Source organism: Actinoallomurus oryzae, assembly GCF_039541955.1.
Lineage (GTDB): Bacteria > Actinomycetota > Actinomycetes > Streptosporangiales > Streptosporangiaceae > Actinoallomurus > Actinoallomurus oryzae.
Genome location: NZ_BAABHF010000049.1, coordinates 107,964 through 123,955 on the forward strand (window position 1 = coordinate 107,964; position 15,992 = coordinate 123,955).

General features: G+C 71.2%; 14 protein-coding genes. 3 read left to right on the forward strand and 11 right to left on the reverse strand.

Annotated features, from left to right (window positions below; all coding sequences use genetic code 11):
• Positions 1-67: 67 nt before the first annotated feature.
• On the forward strand, positions 68-658 hold the full coding sequence (gene idi, locus ABEA10_RS41340; RefSeq protein ID WP_345473578.1) for an isopentenyl-diphosphate Delta-isomerase: 591 nt from the start codon (positions 68-70) through the stop codon (positions 656-658).
• Here the strand turns inward: idi and mug are convergent.
• Both mug and ABEA10_RS41350 read right to left on the reverse strand, forming a co-directional pair.
• Positions 648-1,211, reverse strand: coding sequence for a G/U mismatch-specific DNA glycosylase (mug, locus tag ABEA10_RS41345; RefSeq protein ID WP_345473580.1), 564 nt, complete (start codon positions 1,209-1,211; stop codon positions 648-650). The two genes, idi and mug, sit on opposite strands and share 11 nt — an antisense overlap.
• 186 nt (positions 1,212-1,397) lie before the next feature.
• Positions 1,398-4,169 carry an aconitate hydratase gene (locus ABEA10_RS41350; RefSeq protein WP_345473582.1) on the reverse strand — a complete coding sequence of 924 codons (2,772 nt, stop codon included), beginning with the start codon at positions 4,167-4,169 and terminating at the stop codon, positions 1,398-1,400.
• A 271-nt stretch (positions 4,170-4,440) separates the two neighbouring features.
• Between ABEA10_RS41350 and ABEA10_RS41355 the strand changes: the two genes are divergently transcribed.
• Positions 4,441-5,028 (forward strand): PadR family transcriptional regulator, encoded by a 588-nt coding sequence (locus ABEA10_RS41355; RefSeq protein ID WP_345473584.1) that lies wholly within the window; start codon positions 4,441-4,443, stop codon positions 5,026-5,028.
• A 13-nt stretch (positions 5,029-5,041) separates the two neighbouring features.
• The gene (locus ABEA10_RS41360; RefSeq protein ID WP_345473586.1) at positions 5,042-5,680 is read left to right on the forward strand and encodes a DUF1707 SHOCT-like domain-containing protein; all 639 of its coding nucleotides are present in this window, start codon (positions 5,042-5,044) and stop codon (positions 5,678-5,680) included.
• Between the two features lie 42 nt (positions 5,681-5,722).
• On the opposite strand, the gene ABEA10_RS41365 is transcribed toward ABEA10_RS41360, so the two are convergent.
• From ABEA10_RS41365 to ABEA10_RS41405, 9 genes are all read right to left on the reverse strand, one after another.
• Positions 5,723-6,337 (reverse strand): NUDIX domain-containing protein, encoded by a 615-nt coding sequence (locus ABEA10_RS41365; protein WP_345473588.1) that lies wholly within the window; start codon positions 6,335-6,337, stop codon positions 5,723-5,725.
• A complete protein-coding gene (locus ABEA10_RS41370) occupies positions 6,327-7,532 on the reverse strand; it encodes an ROK family transcriptional regulator (protein WP_345473590.1) in 1,206 nt (401 codons plus the stop codon). Before ABEA10_RS41370 ends, ABEA10_RS41365 begins: the two co-directional genes overlap by 11 nt.
• Before the next feature lie 17 nt (positions 7,533-7,549).
• The gene (locus ABEA10_RS41375; RefSeq protein ID WP_345473591.1) at positions 7,550-8,749 is read right to left on the reverse strand and encodes a sugar ABC transporter permease; all 1,200 of its coding nucleotides are present in this window, start codon (positions 8,747-8,749) and stop codon (positions 7,550-7,552) included.
• A gap of 101 nt (positions 8,750-8,850) precedes the next feature.
• Positions 8,851-9,645 carry an ATP-binding cassette domain-containing protein gene (locus tag ABEA10_RS41380; protein WP_345473593.1) on the reverse strand — a complete coding sequence of 265 codons (795 nt, stop codon included), beginning with the start codon at positions 9,643-9,645 and terminating at the stop codon, positions 8,851-8,853.
• A gap of 51 nt (positions 9,646-9,696) precedes the next feature.
• Positions 9,697-10,794, reverse strand: a complete 1,098-nt coding sequence (locus tag ABEA10_RS41385; RefSeq protein ID WP_345473595.1) for a sugar ABC transporter substrate-binding protein — start codon at positions 10,792-10,794, stop codon at positions 9,697-9,699.
• 413 nt (positions 10,795-11,207) lie between these two features.
• Entirely contained in the window at positions 11,208-12,620 is a 1,413-nt protein-coding gene (locus tag ABEA10_RS41390; protein WP_345473597.1) for a lipase family protein, read from the reverse strand.
• 179 nt (positions 12,621-12,799) lie between these two features.
• A complete protein-coding gene (locus tag ABEA10_RS41395) occupies positions 12,800-14,530 on the reverse strand; it encodes a serine/threonine-protein kinase (RefSeq protein WP_345473599.1) in 1,731 nt (576 codons plus the stop codon).
• Positions 14,531-14,551: 21 nt separating this feature from the next.
• Positions 14,552-15,307 (reverse strand): nucleotidyltransferase domain-containing protein, encoded by a 756-nt coding sequence (locus ABEA10_RS41400; protein WP_345473601.1) that lies wholly within the window; start codon positions 15,305-15,307, stop codon positions 14,552-14,554.
• Positions 15,304-15,984 (reverse strand): nucleotidyltransferase domain-containing protein, encoded by a 681-nt coding sequence (locus tag ABEA10_RS41405; protein ID WP_345473603.1) that lies wholly within the window; start codon positions 15,982-15,984, stop codon positions 15,304-15,306. The genes ABEA10_RS41400 and ABEA10_RS41405 overlap by 4 nt, the downstream gene beginning before the upstream one ends.
• Positions 15,985-15,992: the final 8 nt, after the last annotated feature.

Sequence of the window (15,992 nt, forward strand, 5' to 3'; positions counted from 1 at the left end):
GTGGGACGCGGGCGGTCCCGGGCGAAGTTCGTGTAGCGCGCCGTAACGATCGGATATAAAGAACGGGATGAGCGAACAGAGAGTGACGACAGACGAACTGATCGTGCTGCTCGACGCCGAGGGGCGGGCGGCCGGCACGGCGCCCAAGGCGCCCAGCCACCACGAGAGCACGCCCCTGCACCTGGCCTTCTCCTGTTATCTCACGGACGGCGCGGGGCGAGTCCTGATCACTCAGCGGGCGCACGACAAGACGTCGTTCCCCTCGGTGTGGACCAACAGCTGCTGCGGCCACCCGGCGCCCGGCGAGAGCCTCCGCGAGGCGGTGCGCCGGCGCGTGGCGACCGAGCTGGGCCTGCAGGCCGAGGCGCTCACGCTCGTGCTGCCGGAGTTTCGCTACCGCGCGACGGCGGCGAACGGCCTCGTCGAGAACGAGCTGTGCCCGGTGGTCCGCGCGACCGCGACCGGCGAGCTGCGGCCGCACCCGGACGAGGTCGAGGCGGCCGACTGGCGCGACTGGGACGCCTGCGTGGCTCTCGCCGGTCACCCGTCGGCCTCCCCGTGGTTCCGCTCGCAGATGGAACGGCTCGCGCCGCTCGGCGCTCCGGCGGACTGGCCCGCCGCGCACCCGTCGCTACTGCCGCCCGCCATCACGTGGTGACCGGCTCGTCGGCGGCCGCCGTGCGCAGGGTGCGAAACTCCGCGGCGAGGGTGTCGACGGTGTAGTGGGCGTTCAGCCCGGACGGGTTGGGCAGGATCCACAGGCGCGCACCGCCGAGCGTACGGCTCTGCGGGCCGATGCGGGCCGACCGGTCGCCGAAGGCCGTGCGGTAGGCGGTCACGCCGAGGATCGCCACCGCCCGCGGCGCATGACGCTCCGCGAACGCCTCGAGCAGCGCCCCGCCCTCGGCCAGCTCGTCCGCCGTCAGCTCGGCCGCCTGCGCGGTGGCCCGCGCGGCGAGATTGGTGATGCCCAGGCCGTAGGAGGGCAGCAGGTGCTGCTCGGGCGGCGCCAGGAGCCGGTCGGTGAAGCCGGAGCGGTGCAGCGCCGGCCAGAACCGGTTGCCCGGCCGGGCGAAGTGGAACCCGGTCGCGGCGGAGTAGAGCCCGGGGTTGATGCCGCAGAGCAGCACGCCGCCGCGGGGCGGCACGACGTCGGGGATCGTGCGGTCCTTCGCGGCCGCGAGCTCGGCGGCGGTCGGTCGAGACGTCATTGACGAACGGTATCCCGGCGGGCGCGCGGCGCGGTGACCTGACCATGGATCATATATTACTCACGGTAGTGACGGTTTTACCGTGCGCACGCTAGGGGCCGCCTCGCGCGGAGGCGGCCCGTCGCACGTGCGTCACCCTGGACTGCGAGCCCCTGGACGCCCGCCCGTGACCGCGTGCCGTCCTTCCTACTTGCGCAGCAGGGAGCGCAGGACGTACTGCATGATCCCGCCGTGGCGGTAGTAGTCGGCCTCTCCCGGGGTGTCGATGCGGACGACCGCCTGGAACTCCTTGTCGCCGGCCTTCACGGTGACCTCGCGAGGCGTCTCGCCGTCGTTCAGGCGCTCGACGCCGACGATGTCGTAGGTCTCCTTGCCGGTCAGGCCCAGGGACTCGACCGTCTCGCCGTCGCGGAACTGCAGCGGCAGGACGCCCATGCCGATGAGGTTCGAGCGGTGGATGCGCTCGAACGACTCGGCCAGCACCGCGCGGACACCGAGCAGGCTGGTGCCCTTGGCCGCCCAGTCGCGCGAGGAGCCGGAGCCGTACTCCTTGCCGCCGAGCACGATCAGCGGCGTGCCCTCCACGGCGTACGCCTGCGCGGCGTCGTAGATCGACATCTCCTCGCCGTCCTTGACGGTGACCCCGCCCTCGGTGCCGGGGGCGAGCAGGTTGCGCAGGCGGATGTTGGCGAAGGTGCCGCGGATCATCACCTCGTGGTTGCCGCGGCGCGAGCCGTAGGAGTTGAAGTCGCGGCGCTCGACGCCGTGCTCGGTGAGGTAGCGGCCGGCCGGGCTGTCGGCCTTGATCGCGCCGGCGGGTGAGATGTGGTCGGTGGTGACCGAGTCGCCGAGCAGCGCGAGGACCTTGGCGCCGGTGATGTCGGCGACCGGCTCCGGCTGCTCCCCCATGCCGTCGAAGTACGGCGCCTTGCGCACGTACGTCGAGTCGGGGTCCCACTCGAAGGTGGTGCCGCCCGGCGCCGACAGGGCCTGCCAGCGCTGCCCGCCGGCGAACACGTCGGCGTAGTCGCGGCTGAACATCTCCTGCGCGATCGCCGACTCGACGACCTCCTCGACCTCCTGCGGCGAGGGCCAGATGTCCTTCAGGTACACCGGCTCACCGTCGGACCCGGTGCCGATTGGGCCGTTCGCGATGTCGACGTCCATGGAGCCGGCGAGGGCGTAGGCGACGACGAGCGGCGGTGAGGCGAGGTAGTTCATCTTGACGTCGGGGTTGATGCGGCCCTCGAAGTTGCGGTTGCCCGAGAGCACCGAGGTGACGGCCAGGTCACCCTCGTTCACCGCGGCGCTGATCTCCTCCGGCAGCGGGCCGGAGTTGCCGATGCACGTCGTGCAGCCGTAGCCGACGAGGTTGAAGCCGAGCTTCTCCAGGTACGGCGTGAGGCCCGCGCGGTCGTAGTAGTCCATGACGACCTTCGAGCCCGGGGCGAGCGAGGTCTTCACCCACGGCTTGCGGGACAGGCCGCGCTCGACCGCCTTCTTGGCGAGCAGCGCGGCGCCGATCATGACCGACGGGTTGGAGGTGTTGGTGCAGGAGGTGATCGCGGCGATCACCACCGCGCCGTGGTCCAGCTCGAACTCGTTGCCGTCGACGCTGACCGTGACCGGGTTGCTCGGCCGGCCCGCGGCGGAGTCGGCCGCGCTCTCGACGGGCTTGTCGCCGTTGCCGTTCTGGGCGATGGCCGGGGAGTCGGAGGCCGGGAACGACTCGGCGGACGCCTCGTCCAGCGGGCCCCGGATGCTGTCGTCGGCGACGTAGTCGCGGACCGCGGTGCGCCAGGCCTGCTTGGCGTCGGACAGCGCGATGCGGTCCTGCGGGCGCTTGGGGCCGGCGATGGACGGGACGACCGTGGACAGGTCCAGCTCGAGGTATTCGGAGTACTCCGCCTCACGGGCCGGGTCGTGCCACAGGCCCTGCTCCTTGGCGTACGCCTCGACGAGCGCGACCTGCTCGGCCGGGCGCCCGGTGAGCTCGAGGTACTTCACGGTCTCACCGTCGATCGGGAAGATCGCGCAGGTCGAGCCGAACTCGGGGCTCATGTTGCCGATGGTCGCGCGGTTGGCCAGCGGCACCGCGCCGACGCCGTCGCCGTAGAACTCCACGAACTTGCCGACGACGCCGTGCTTGCGCAGCATCTCGGTGATCGTGAGCACGAGGTCGGTGGCGGTGGTGCCGGCGGGCAGCTCGCCGGTGAGCTTGAAGCCGACGACGCGCGGGATGAGCATCGAGATCGGCTGGCCGAGCATGGCCGCCTCGGCCTCGATGCCGCCCACGCCCCAGCCGAGGACGCCGAGGCCGTTCTGCATCGTCGTGTGGGAGTCGGTGCCGACACAGGTGTCGGGGTACGCACGGCGTTTTCCATCACTGCCCTCGTTGTCGAAGACGACGCGGGCCAGGTGCTCGATGTTGACCTGGTGCACGATGCCGGTGCCGGGCGGCACGACCTTGAAGTTGTCGAAGCCCTGCTGGCCCCACTTGAGGAACTGGTAGCGCTCGCGGTTGCGGCCGTACTCGAACTCCACGTTGCGCTCGAAGGCGTCCTCGCGGCCGAACACGTCGACCTGCACGGAGTGGTCGATGACCATCTCGGCCGGGTTGAGCGGGTTGATCTTCTCCGGGTCGCCGCCGAGGTCGCGTACGGCCTCGCGCATCGTGGCGAGGTCCACGACGCAGGGCACACCGGTGAAGTCCTGCATGATCACGCGGGCGGGCGTGAACTGGATCTCCTGGTTCGGCTGGGCGTTCGGGTCCCAGCCGGCGACGGCGCGGATCTGGTCCGCGGTGATGTTCGCGCCGTCCTCGGTGCGCAGGAGGTTTTCCAGCAGGACCTTCAGGCTGTACGGGAGGCGCGCCGAACCCTCGACGGCATCCAGCCGGAAAATCTCATAGGACGCGTCGCCGACACGAAGCGTCTGTCGGCTGCCGAAGGTGTCCAAGTCGTCTCCTCCTCATGCGCGCTCGCCGCGGGATCCCCCCTTGTGGCGAGCGCGGGGCGGTGGTCTACGTCCCGAATTTTGCCGCAACGGGGCACGACGGCGAGAACTGAGGCTCACCTAACTTCCCGTGCGATTTTCTCTCGACGTCAAGGTACCACAGGTATCTCGACATCGAGGTACCTGCCGTAGGGTGTTGACAACGAACTCTTTCGATATATCGTTAGCGTATCGAGAGAGGTCGAAGAGCGATCTCAGAAGGGAGTGCAGAATCATGCACGCGACATTCGACGCATCACGCAGACAGCGGGGCGGCCGCCGCGGCGGCTTCGACCGGCGAGGCGGTTTCCCCGGTCCGTTCGGCCGGTTCGGTGGTCCGTTCGGCGGTCCCCCGCCCTGGGCGGACCGCCGAGGCAAGGCACGGCGCGGAAACGTGCGGGCGGCGATCCTGGCGCTGCTCGCCGAGGAGCCCCGCAACGGCTACCAGCTCATCCAGGAGATCGAGGAGCGCAGCGGCGGCGAGTGGCGGCCGAGCCCCGGCGCCGTCTACCCCGCGCTCCAGCAGCTCACCGACGAGGGGCTGATCGAGGCCGAGGAGCAGGAGGGCCGCCGCGTGTTCCGCCTGTCCGACGGCGGACGGGCGTACGTGGAGGCCCACCCGGACGAGGTGAACGCCCCCTGGGAGGCGATGACCTCCGACGTGCGCGACGACGTGCGCGACCTGCTCACGACCGCCGCCAAGACCGGCTCGGCCGTCATGCAGATCGTCCACACCGGCGACGAGAACCAGGTGGCCGAGGCCAGGCAGATCCTGACCGAGACGCGGCGCCGGCTGTACCGGCTGCTCGCCGACGACGAGTGAGGCTCGAGACGAGATGAGCGCCGAGCAGCTCCGCGTCGGTGACGCGGAACGCGACGAGGTGACCACGGCCCTGCACGAGCACTTCGCGCAGGGCCGGCTCACCCGCGAGGAACTGGACGAACGCCTGACCGCGGCCCTGTCCGCCCGGACCGTCGGCGACCTGCGGGAGATCACCCGCGACCTGCCCGGCGCCCTGGCCGCCACCGAACGCCCCGCGGGACCGCGCGGCCGGGGACCGTGGGAGATGGGCACGGCGTACTGGGGCCGGGGCCCGCTCATGGCACCGTGGCCGCGCGGCGGCGGGGGCCCGCACGGCCGGGGACATCTCGCCCGGACCTCCGATGATGATGAGGAGGACGTCCCCTGGGCGGTGGGCGCCGGGCTTCCGGTGAGCCGCCGGGGACCGGCCCGGGCGCGGCAGGGGTGGGCGGCGTACGGCGGGTGGGGGCCCGCCTGGAGCGGCTGGGGGCCGCCGCGCGGCCGGCCCTTCGGCCCGCTGCTGCTCGTCGCCCTGATCGTCGCCGCCGTCACCGGCGGCTGGTGGGTGCTCCTCCCCCTGCTGGCCTGCCTGTGGCTCGCGGTCGCGGTCAGGGGAGCGGTCGCGGTCAGGGGAGTCCGCCACGCCCGCCGCCACCTGAGCGCCCGGCGTTAGGGTCTGCCTCGAAGCCCCGCTGTGAGACGGACCCCGGGACGATCAGGCCTCCAGAAGGGTGGTGAGCCTGCGGACGGCGCGGTCGAGGTTCGGGTCGGTGGTGTCCGGCGCCAGGGCGCGAGCGTCCCCCGGCGGCACCCAGCCGATCCCGGCGAACTCGCGCGTGTCATAACGGGTGATCTCCTCGGCTCCCGCCTGGACGGCGTACCAGAGAGAGACGTCCGTGTGGCTGCCGGCGCCGCGGGTTCGTGCCACGGAGACGAAGAACGGCGTCCGGCCGGTGGGCTCCAGCGGGATCGCCTCGGCGAACAGCTCCTCCCGGCACTCTCGGACGACCGTCGCCCACGGATCGCGGTCGGCCGGCTCGACATGCCCGCCCGGCGGCAGCCGCAGTCCCGCGCCCCGGTGGTCGGTCAGCAGGAGACGGCCCGTACGCGGGTCGACGACGGTGAAGTACGCGACCAGGTGGACGGCCGGCACGTCCGGCTTGCGGACCCGGTAGAGCGGGGCGCCGCCGACCGCCCAGTCCCGTGCGTACCGGCGGTGCGCGGCCTCGATGCCGTCGGCGGGGCGGAGCCCGTCGAGCAGGCCCACGAGACCGGTCCTCGGGTCCGGCCCCGCCGGCTCGTATGGGATGGGCGGAGGCTCAGGCGGCATGACGGGAGAGCGTACCGATCGGGTCCTCGAGGAGGGGCTCGAAGGCCAGTTCGGCGGCGCCGACGATCTGGGCGTCGGGGCCCAGCGCCGAGGCGGCCAGGCGCACCTGCTCGCGCGGCGCCACGAGCGAGGACCGCGAGGCCGCGTCCGCCACGATCTCCGCGGTCGCCTCGTACAGCTCGCCGAGCGGGCCGCCGAGGATGACGATGTCGGGGTTGAAGGTGTTCACGAGCATGCCGACGCCGACGCCGAGCCAGCGCGCGACGCGGGCGGCGGCGTCCATGTACTCACGCTCCCCCGCGGCGGCTCTGGCCAGCACGTCGCGGTAGGCGTCCATGCCGCTGCCCGGCTCCCGGCCCGCCTCCCGCAGCAGCGCGTCCGCGCCGACCTCGGTCTCCAGGCATCCGGTCGCGCCGCATCGGCAGGGCCGGCCGTCGGGGTTCACCCGGAGATGGCCGATCTCTCCCGCGTACCCGCCTCGGCCGCGCAGGGGGCGCCCGCCGACGAGGATGCCGCCGCCGATGCCGATCTCGCCGGACATCACGACGACGTGCTCGTACCCGGCCGCCACGCCGCGCCAGTGCTCGGCGAGGGCGCCCAGGTCGGCGTCGTTGGCGATCACGGCCGGCAGGTCCAGCCGCTCCCCCAGCCGGGCGCCGAACGGCACGTCGGTCCAGCCGAGGTTCGGCGCGAACCGGAGCAGGCCGTCCTCGTGCCGGACCACGCCCGGCACGGACAGCCCGACCCCCACGCACCGGGCGCCGGACGGGGCCGCCCGGCGCAACCGGTCACACGTGCCCGCGATCGCGTCGACGGTGACGTCCAGGTCGCTCCAGTCGCGCTCGGGCTCCACGTCGACGCGGTCGAGCACGTCACCGCCGAGCCCGACCCTCGCCACGACCAGGTGCCGTACGCCCAGGTCGACCGCCAGGACGTACACGCCCTCCGGAGAGGGCACCACCTCCAGCGACGGGCGGCCGGCCCGTCCCTGGGCGCTCGCTGAGCGCTGCAGGACGAGCCCGGCCTCCGTCAGCTCGGCGACCAGGTCGCCGATGGTGCTCCGGTTCAGCCCCATCTCCGCGGTGAGCAGTGCGCGCGACCGGTGACCGTGCCGGTGCACCTCGGTGAGGATCGTGCCGAGGTTGTGCCGGCGTACGTCGTCCTGGGTCGACCCGCGGATGCGTCGACGCGTCACGGGATCGCTTCCGGGGTTCAGCGGCCGGACGCGGAGCGGCGACGCCGGGCCAGCGCGTCGATGCTCGCGGCGAAAAGCAAGAAGCCACCCGTGATGATGTAGTTCCAGTACGCGGGCTTGTGCAGCAGCAGCAGGCCGTTGATGATCGTCGCGATGACGACCCCGCCCAGGATCCCGTCCCGGATCTTCCCCCGGCCACCGAACAGGCTGGTGCCCCCGATGACGGCGGCACCCACCGCATAGAGCAGCGTATTGCCCGCGCCGGCGTCCGGGGTCACGGAGTTGAGCCGGGAGGCGGCGATGATCCCGCTGAACGCCGCCAGCACCGAGCAGATCATGAAGACGGACATGCGGACCGAGCCCACCCGAATGCCCGCGCGGCGCGCCGCCTCGGAGTTGCCGCCGACCGCGTAGATGTGCCGCCCGTACTTTGTCCGGCCCAGCACGAACGAGCAAATGATCAGCAACGCCCCGACGAGCGGCACTCCCCACGGTACGCCGCCGAAGAAGACATTCGGGTTGGCGGCCCGGTCAAGACTCAGGAAGTAGGTGCCGCCGAGGATCATCACGGCGACGAAGATGATCTGGCCGACCACCAGAGGGAAGGGGCGGCGTGCCAGCTTCCGCGCGTTCTGCCGTTGCCAGCGGAGCAGCTGGACGATCGCGTAGCCGGCGGTGGTCGCGCCCGCACACGTCCAGCCAAGCCAGATCGGCATCTGCTCGTTGGCCAACGCGATAATGAACTTGTCGTGGATCGGGACCGTTCCGCCCTCACCGATCAACCGGAGTGCGATGCCCTGCAGGCCGAGAAACAGCGCGAGCGTCACGACGAAGGACGGGATGCGCATGAACGCCACGAGGATGCCGATGAACGCGCCTATCGCGACACCGACGATCACCGCGAAGAGGACGGAGATCTCCCAGCCCCAGCCCGCATCCACGAGCAGCCGGCCCATGACGGCAGCGCAGGCGCCACTGGCCACGCCGGCGGAGAGGTCGATCTCACCGAGCAGCAGCACGAACACCAGGCCCATCGCGAGGATCGACACTGGAAGCGCCTGAACCAGCAGGTTCGCAATGTTGGCCTTGCTGAGGAACAGATCCGGGCTCAGCACCCAGAACAGGATGACCAGCGCGAGCAGCCCGAAGAGCGCCGGCAGCGCACCGAGATCGCCGGAGCGCAGGGTGACGCCGTAGTCGCGGATGGCCTCCGACACCGACTGCGTGCGGGTGTCGTTGGAGAAGTCGGAGCCGGCGACGGTCGCCGTGCCGGGGACCGTGTCGACCGGCTCGGGTGTTTCGGTAGACATCGTGAACCTCAGATGCTTTCGGCGGCGGTCGAGGACGCAAGACCAAGATCACCCGAACGGCCACTGGTGATGAGCTCGACCACCTGGCTGTGGGTGACGTCGGCGCGCTTGACATCGGCGGCGACCCGGCCCAGGAAGAGGGCCGTGATCCGGTCGGCGACCTCGAACACGTCGTTCATGTTGTGCGAGATCAGCAGCACCCCGTGGCCGGTCTCCGCGAGACGGCGGACCAGGTCGAGGACCTGGCGCGTCTGCGCGACGCCCAGCGCGGCGGTCGGCTCGTCGAGGATCACGACCTTCGAGTCCCACAGCACCGCCTTGGCTATCGCCACGGTCTGCCGCTGACCACCGGACAGGCTGGCCACCTGCTGGCGGACCGACTTGACGGTGCGAACGGACAACCTCGCCAGGGTCTCGCGGGCGGCCTGCTCCATCGACGCCTCATCCAGGACGACGCCCTTCGTCCGCTCACGCCCGAGGAACATGTTCTGCGCGATGTCCAGGTTGTCGGCCAACGCGAGGTCCTGGTAGACGACCTCGATGCCGAGCGCGGCGGCGTCCTTCGGGCTGTTGATGCTGACCTGGCGGCCCTCGAACAGGATGCTGCCCGAGTCGACCGGGTGGATGCCGGCGATGCACTTGATCAAGGTCGACTTGCCCGCGCCGTTGTCACCGACCAGCGCGGTCACCTGGCCGGGACGCACAGCCAGGTTGACGTCGTGGAGCACATGGATGGCTCCGAAGCTTTTGTTGATCCCCACGAGCTCGAGCGTGGGGGGCTCGTTATCGGACAAGGTTCCCATTCCCCCTAGAGCGGCGAGCGGGGCGCCCGCTGGCGCGGGCGCCCTCGGCGGTCACTGGATGCCGGCCGCCTTGCACTTGGCGGCGTAGGCGCCCTTGCACAGTTCGGTGGCCTTGACGCCACCGTCGGTGACGACCTGCTTGACGTTGTCCTTGAAGATGCCGATCGGCTGGAGCAGGATCGAGGGCACCTGCCGCTTGCCGGTCGGGTCGTCGGACGTGCCGTTCGTCTGCGGCTTCTGGCCCTTGGCCAGCGCCGTCACGACGTTGACGAGGGCGTCGGCCTCCTGCTTGTTCGGCTTGTAGACGGTCATGCACTGGGTGCCGTCGAGGATGTTCTGCAGACCCTGTGGCGTGGCGTCCTGGCCGGTGACGGGAACCTTGCCGGCCACGCTGTTCTTCTTGAGGATCGAGATGGCCGCCTGGCCCAGGCCGTCGTTCGCGGCGAGCACGCCGTCGATCTTGCCCTTCTGCTGGGTGTACATCTGCTCGAAGATCGTCGCGGCCTGCTGGTTGTCCCAGTCGGGCACGGCCTGCTCGGCGACCTTGGTGTAGTTGGTCACCTTGTCGAGGACCTCGTGCGCACCGTTCTTGAAGAGGGTGGCGTTGTTGTCGGTCGGGGAGCCGTCGAGGTAGACGATGTTCGACTTCTTGTCACCCAGGCACTTCTGCAGGCCCTGGCCCTGGACCCGGCCGACCTGCGTGCCGTCGAAGGACACGTAGTAGTCCGCGGAGCCGCCGAGCGTCAGGCGGTCGTAATCGATCGTCTGGACACCCTGCTGCTTGGCCTTGCTCTCGATGGCGGCCCCGGAGGCGGAGTCGAGGTTGACGATCGCCAGGATGGTCACACCACTCGTGATCATCTGGTCGGCGATGGTCTGCATCCGCTGCTTGTCGCCCTCGGCGTTCTGGATGTCGGCGGGGATACCGGCCTGCTTGAACGCCTGGGTCAGGACCGGACGGTCGAAGCTCTCCCAGCGGACCGAGGACTTCGTGTCGGGAAGGATGATCCCGACCTTGCCCTTGATCTTGCCGCCGCCGGAACCACCGTCGCCCTTGCTGTTGTTGTCATCTCCGTTACCACAGGCCGCGAGGCCCGCGGTGGCCATGGCAGCGATCGCCGCGATACACGCCGTGCGCTTCAGTCTCACGTCGACACCTTCTCCGAGCTCCCCAAGGAACAGTTTGTTTGGCCGCACAACGTATTCCTCGTGAGCTGCCACGTATAGGGCCCGAAAGGCGGAGACATGGGACGGTTACGACATCGAAATCTGATCGTCACATTACGGTCCGGGGTCGCCGCGTCGCCCTTAGCGATGGCCGTCCAAGGGTGCCCAGGACAGGCCAAGGATGGCGACGTTTTCGCAGGCCGTACGGGATGACAACGTAAGACAGAAATGGCCTCTCGGCGGCCGGCCGCCGAAGGCGATCCGGACCGGCGAAGGTACCCCAGCAACGGTCACGCTAAGTGATCGAAATCGGTCTCCTCGGCGGTGGTCGCCGCCACTTCACGAGAACGCCTCCCGCCCCCCGGGCCGGGCGGTCCGGGGGCGCGGGTGGTTCGTCAGGGCTGGACGGGCATGGTCCAGCAGTTGGAGATGGCCGCCTTGCCCGACAGGCGGTCGGTCAGCCAGGAGATCGCGTCGGCCTGGTCGGTGAGCAGCGGCGTCAGGTGGTTGGTGAGGATCTTGTCGCCGAGGTTCGGCAGAACGATGGGCCGATAGGTGACGTTGCCGCCCTTCCGGCACCAGTCCACGGCCAGCTGCCGGGCCTGGGCGTGCGGGACGATGTCGTCCTCGGTCCCGGTGGCGAGCCGTACGGGGCCGGCGGGCTTGAGCGTGCCGATGCGCTGCGCGTCGAGCGTGGCCTGCGCCGCGGGGTTGGCGGCGATGACGGCGGCGAGGGACTCGCCGCTGCTGGTCCACGTGGTGCTCGTGGCGAAGCCGTAGGTGAGGATCGCCTCTCCGATGCACATCGTCGACAGGTCCTGCAGCGCGGCCTTGCCGGCGGCGTTGGTGTTGGCGTCGAGAATGGCCTTGAGGGCCGGGTCGGACTGGGTGAAGCCGTTGATCGACCAGCCGAGCGCACCGGCGAGGGCGCTGCCGTCGATGCCCTTCATGACCGAGGTCAGGTCGGCGGGTGGCGCGCCGGCGTAGGTGCCGGCCACCTTCACGTCGGGCGCGTACGACGGCTGCAGCTCGGCGGCTGCGGCGCCGGCGCCACCGCCCTGGCTGTAGCCGTACAGGCCGACGCGCGAGTCGCCGGCGATCGACGCTCCCGGCACGGCGTGCGCCGCGCGGGCCGCGTCCAGCAGGGCGTGCCCCTGGTCGACGCGGTTGACGTAGGTGTGGAGCCGGTCGGTCGCGCCCAGGCCGACGTAGTCGGTGACGACGACCGCCGCACCGGCGGAGAGCAGCCGGTAGATGGCGAGGTCGTCATAGCCGATCGACAGTGTCTGGCCGGTCAGGGTCAGCGGGTACTGCAGCGCCATCGAGGCCGAGCACTGGTCGCCCTGGCCCATGGTGCCCGAGGCGAACGCCACGAGCGGCCGGGAGCCCCCGCCGTGCCAGGCGGCCGAGGGTTCGATGTAGGCGCCGGTCACCGCGACCGGCTGCCCGTTCGAGTCGGTGGACTTGTACATCAGCCGGGTCGCCGTGCCCGGCAGCGGACGGCCGTCCAGGCCCGGCAGGCTCAATCCGAGCGGCAGAGGCTCGGTACGGACCAGCGCGCCGTTGGCGGACGGCAGCGTCGCGGGCGGGTCGTAGAAGGCCGGGATGGTCACTCCACGGGACACCTCGTCGGGGGACACGACGGCGGCGGACGCGGGTGCGGGTGCGGCGGTCAGGCCGACGCATGCCGCGACGGCGGCGATGACGGCCGATGCCCTCGTGCCGCCCGGCCTTCGCCGGGCGGCGGCGGAGTCCTCCGGAGACGGGGAGTGGGCGGGGGCACGGAGACGGGGGATGATGCGACGCACGGGACTCTCCTCGCTCTGCTACGGGGAAGTGGCCGCAAATTAACAGCGCCCGTCACCGCCAAGTAACTCACCAGTAGGTTACGCGTGGGTAACTCCGGTCGAATCACTAACGTGCTGCCGATTCGTACTGGTTAGTCCATTAATTTCGCACAAAGGCCGGGCGACGGGGACGCGGGGCATCAGGCCTTGGCGGGACGGAACGTCGTGGCGAAGGCCGCGAAGATGGGCTTGCTCGCCTTCCATCGGCTGTCCGGAACCTGCCAGTACAGGGCGTAGGCGTGCTTGCTGTTGGCCAGAATGTTCCGGTTGAGCACGTGCGTACGGCCGCTGGAGCCCCGATAGGTGAACTCCCAGTCGGCGGCCTTTCGGGCCTGCGGGTAGTCGACCGACTCAAGACGGACCCGGTGGTAGTCCGAGAAGCCGCCGCGCCGGGCGGCCTCCTGTTTCCTCCAGTCGGCCAGCGGGTCGGACTTGGGATGGTCCGACTGGTCGACGATGAGGAGCCGCGGGCTGTGCGGGTCCTCGACGTACAGGTAGTGACCGTGATGGGTGGCCGACCACCCGTCCGGTACGGCGATGGAGAAACCGGTGCGGTCGTGGTGCCAGTGGTAGCCGTCCGGCGGCGCGGCGGCCGTCGGCGACGTCGTCGGGGAGGCGGTCGTCGCGGACGGTGACGCCGGCGGCGACCCGGTCGAGGACGCGCCGGCCGGCGCGTGGCCCGGGGTCGTGCCCGCGTGGTTCGCGGACCGGCGCTCGTGGGCGTTCCCGCCGCCGAACACGCCGACGGCGGCCCAGGCCAGCAGTGTCACGGCGACCACTGCGGCGGCGACCATCATGCCGGCGAGCGCGCGCCGGGACCGGTCGCCGGTGGCCGGGACGGTGCCGCCCGACCCGGCCGTCGCTGTTCCGGCCGTCGCTGTTCCGGCCGTCGCTGTTCCGGCCGTCGCCGTGAGGGCGGTCGCCGTGTCGGCGGTGGCCGGTTCCGCGGATCCGTCCGACGCCACGCGGGCGGCCTCGCCGGTCGGTGGCGCCGCGGCATCCACGTCCGCCCCGGCGTCCGCGGGGTCGGCGGGCGGCGCCTCGGCCGGCTCCGTGGCGCCCTCGGCGATCTCGCGCAGACCGGCCGCCACCGTCTCCACCGACGGGCGCGCCGACGGGTCGCGCTGGAGCAGGGCGCGGATCAGGGGCCACAGCGGGCCCGCGCGTTCGGGTTCGTCCGGGTCGTCCATGACGAGCGCGGCCAGGGTGGCCACCGCGCTGTCGCGGTCGAACGGCGGGCGGCCCTCCACGGCCGTGTACAGCGTGCCTCCGAGTGACCACAGGTCCGACTCCGGTCCCGCCGTGTGCCCGCGTGCCCGCTCGGGCGCCATGTACGACGGCGAGCCGATCAGGACCCCCGAAGAGGTGACGGTCGAGCCGCCCTTGGCGGTGGCGATCCCGAAGTCGCCCAGCACCACCCGGCCGTCCTCGGCGAGCAGGACGTTGCTCGGCTTCACGTCGCGGTGCAGGACGCCCGCCGCGTGGGCGGCCCGCAGGCCGCCGAGCAGCTGCAGGCCGATCGCGGCGGTGCGCTCCGGGCTGAAGGGGCCGTCGGCGCGTACGGTCTCGGCGAGCGACCGCGACGGGACGTACTCCATCACGATCCACGGCCGGTCCTCGTCCTCGACGATGTCGTACAGGCCGACGACGTTGGGATGGTTGAGCCGCGCGTTGGTCCGCGCCTCGCGGAGCGTACGGCGGCGCAGCGTCTCCTGCTCCTCCTCCGACAGCCCCGGCGGGAAGGCGACCTCCTTCACCGCGACCCTGCGGTCGAGCACCTCGTCGGTGGCGAGCCAGACCACGCCCATCCCGCCACGCCCGATGACCCTGCCGAGCCGATACCGGTTCTTGAGCAGACGAGGGGTGTCCACGACGTACCGATCTACCCTTTTCTACCGAGAATTGACATGCGAGCCGCCGAGACGTGCGCGCACGACCAGGTCGTGCAGCGCCGGCTCGGCGGAGGGGCGTTCGGGCAGCGCCGAGTGGTCCCGCTCCTCCTCCAGCCGCGCCGTCATCGCCGCGACGTCGGCGGCGAGGCGTTCGCGGCCCGGCGCGTCCGCGGGCGGCGTGCCGTGCTCGGCCTCCCGCTTGGCCGCGATGAGCTCCGGCAGATACGCCGGCCCGTGGCCGAGGGCGGTCAGATCGGCGACGACCTCGCCCGTCCGCATGAGGTGGATGCCGGTCGACAGCACGCGGAACGTGTAGAGCAGCGGCTTGAGCTCTCCGGTGCGCTCGAAGAACCCCCACTGGGTGCGCGCGAAGCCGAGGTAGTGGTGCGCGTGGTGACGCGTCAGGCACTCCGGCGCGAGCGCGACCATCTCCTCGTGCAGCGGTGAGGACGCGACGACGAGCGGCGAGAGGAGCTGTTCCAGAACGTAGCCGTTGCGGCGCAGCAGCAGGCGGGCGAACTTGGCCAGGTCGTGGGTGACGAGGTCGACCTCCACGCCGTCGCGCGTCCAGGTGCGGTCGACGGTCTCGTCCCCGGTCCGCAGGCCGACGACGTCCTCGATCGGCATCAGGTGGACGCCGCGCAGGTCGACGTCGGAGTCGACGGACGGGAACCCGTACAGGTGGGCGCCGCTGACGGTCGCGAACACGACGTCGCCGGTCACCTCGCCGAGCCAGGGCGGCAGCGTACGGGTCATCGCGCGTCCCTCCGCCGTACCGACACCAGGAACTCCTCCACCCGCGCCCGGTCCGGCTCGGCGGGCAGCGCGCTGCGCTCCACGGCGGTGTCCAGGTCGCGGGTCAGCGACTCCCGCCAGTCCTCGATCTCCGCCCACGGCACCTCGCCCCGGCGCACCGCGAGCAGCCGTTCGCGGTGTTCCCGCACACCGACGAGCGGCTCCCCGTACGACAGGAGATGCCGTCCGCTGATCAGCAGGCGCAGCATGTGCATCACATGCTTCCAGCGGGGCTCGCCACGGGTGCGCAGGTCGCCGGTGAGCTTGCGGAACTGGCTGTCGGCGTACCGCAGGAACGTCGTGTGCGCCCGGCGGGACAGGAAGGCCTCGCGCAGCGCGAGCAGTTCCTCTCCCCGATCGGTGACCTTCTCCACGAGGGGCGACCAGAGACACTCCAGCGCGGTCGGGTTGGCCGCCAGCGCGAGCCCGAGGAAGCGCTCCAGCTCCCAGGAGAAGCGCTCGGCGTCCGGCTCGTCCACGTGCGTCGGCGGCTTGGTGAAGCCCCAGAACAGCGGCGTCGGCGCCGCGTACACGCCGCGCCGGTCGACGTCGCTGGCCTCCGTGGCGAGACCGTAGGCGCGGGAGCCGACCACGACGGACAGCACCGTGTGGTCGCGCACCAGCGAAAGATCATCCACGAGGAAGA

Bases quoted from the DNA above. Each gene is read 5' to 3' on its own strand.
- ABEA10_RS41365 (WP_345473588.1), bottom strand. From the start codon at position 6,337: ATGCCGCCTGAGCCTCCGCCCATCCCATACGAGCCGGCGGGGCCGGAC.
- idi (WP_345473578.1), top strand. From the start codon at position 68: ATGAGCGAACAGAGAGTGACGACAGACGAACTGATCGTGCTGCTCGAC.
- ABEA10_RS41355 (WP_345473584.1), top strand. From the start codon at position 4,441: ATGCACGCGACATTCGACGCATCACGCAGACAGCGGGGCGGCCGCCGC.
- ABEA10_RS41400 (WP_345473601.1), bottom strand. From the start codon at position 15,307: ATGACCCGTACGCTGCCGCCCTGGCTCGGCGAGGTGACCGGCGACGTC.
- mug (WP_345473580.1), bottom strand. From the start codon at position 1,211: ATGACGTCTCGACCGACCGCCGCCGAGCTCGCGGCCGCGAAGGACCGC.
- ABEA10_RS41360 (WP_345473586.1), top strand. From the start codon at position 5,042: ATGAGCGCCGAGCAGCTCCGCGTCGGTGACGCGGAACGCGACGAGGTG.
- ABEA10_RS41380 (WP_345473593.1), bottom strand. From the start codon at position 9,645: ATGGGAACCTTGTCCGATAACGAGCCCCCCACGCTCGAGCTCGTGGGG.